Origin of the sequence: Acidiphilium sp. PM, assembly GCF_000219295.1 — a bacterium.
Taxonomy (GTDB): Bacteria; Pseudomonadota; Alphaproteobacteria; order Acetobacterales; family Acetobacteraceae; genus Acidiphilium; species Acidiphilium multivorum.
Map to the genome: position 1 here is coordinate 1 of NZ_AFPR01000259.1, position 709 is coordinate 709.

Consider the following 709-nt stretch of genomic DNA (forward strand, 5'->3'; position numbering starts at 1 on the left):
CCGACCTCGCGGATCAGCGCGCCGAGCACCGGATCGGCGGCGGCAAGATGGGCGCGGGCGAGGCGGCTCATCCGGCTTGCGTCATCGGCGGGCCAGACCCGCCATCCGCGCGAGGCGCCAGCGCCAGGCGGAAAACCGCCGGGCCAGGCGCCGGTTGCCCGTCCGCGCCAGCACGCTGCGCAACGCCTGCCGCAGCCGCAGCCGCACCGGCTCGGTCCGCCGCAGCACCCAGGCCTTCGCCTCCAGCACGGCATGATGGAACCGCGCGAACCAGCGCACCGACAGCAGGCTCTGCTCGCAGGCCTGATAGATCCAGATCGCCAGCAGCAGCGCGAATCCCTTGATGAACACGGCAACGACCGTCGCTGCCAGCCAGTTGCCCTTCACCAGCAGCACCGTCGCCCACAAGCCGCTCAGATGGTCGATCGCCTCGGGGATCAGGAACAGGAACAGCACGATCACCGGCGGCAGGTCCTGCAGGAACCGCCGCAGCCGGGCGATCGGCGGCGCCCGGGAGATCAGGTCGAGCAGCGCCTTCGTGCCCTTCCACACCACCCGATCGAGAAACTCGACCAGCAGCGCCAGCGGCAGCAGCAGCACGTCCTCCGCCATCCGCAGCCGCCGGCGGCGGCGCGCGGCCCAGGCAGTCCTGTCATCGATCCGGCTGGCCATGATCCGACCCTACCACAACCGGCCCGGCACCCGATAG

General features: G+C 71.4%; 1 protein-coding gene. It reads right to left on the reverse strand.

The genetic code is table 11. From position 1 onward, the window contains the following. Window positions 1–81: 81 nt before the first annotated feature. Window positions 82–672: a hypothetical protein gene (locus tag APM_RS10850; protein WP_007423419.1), complete on the reverse strand. Its 591-nt coding sequence runs from the start codon at window positions 670–672 to the stop codon at window positions 82–84. Between the last annotated feature and the right edge of the window lie 37 nt (window positions 673–709).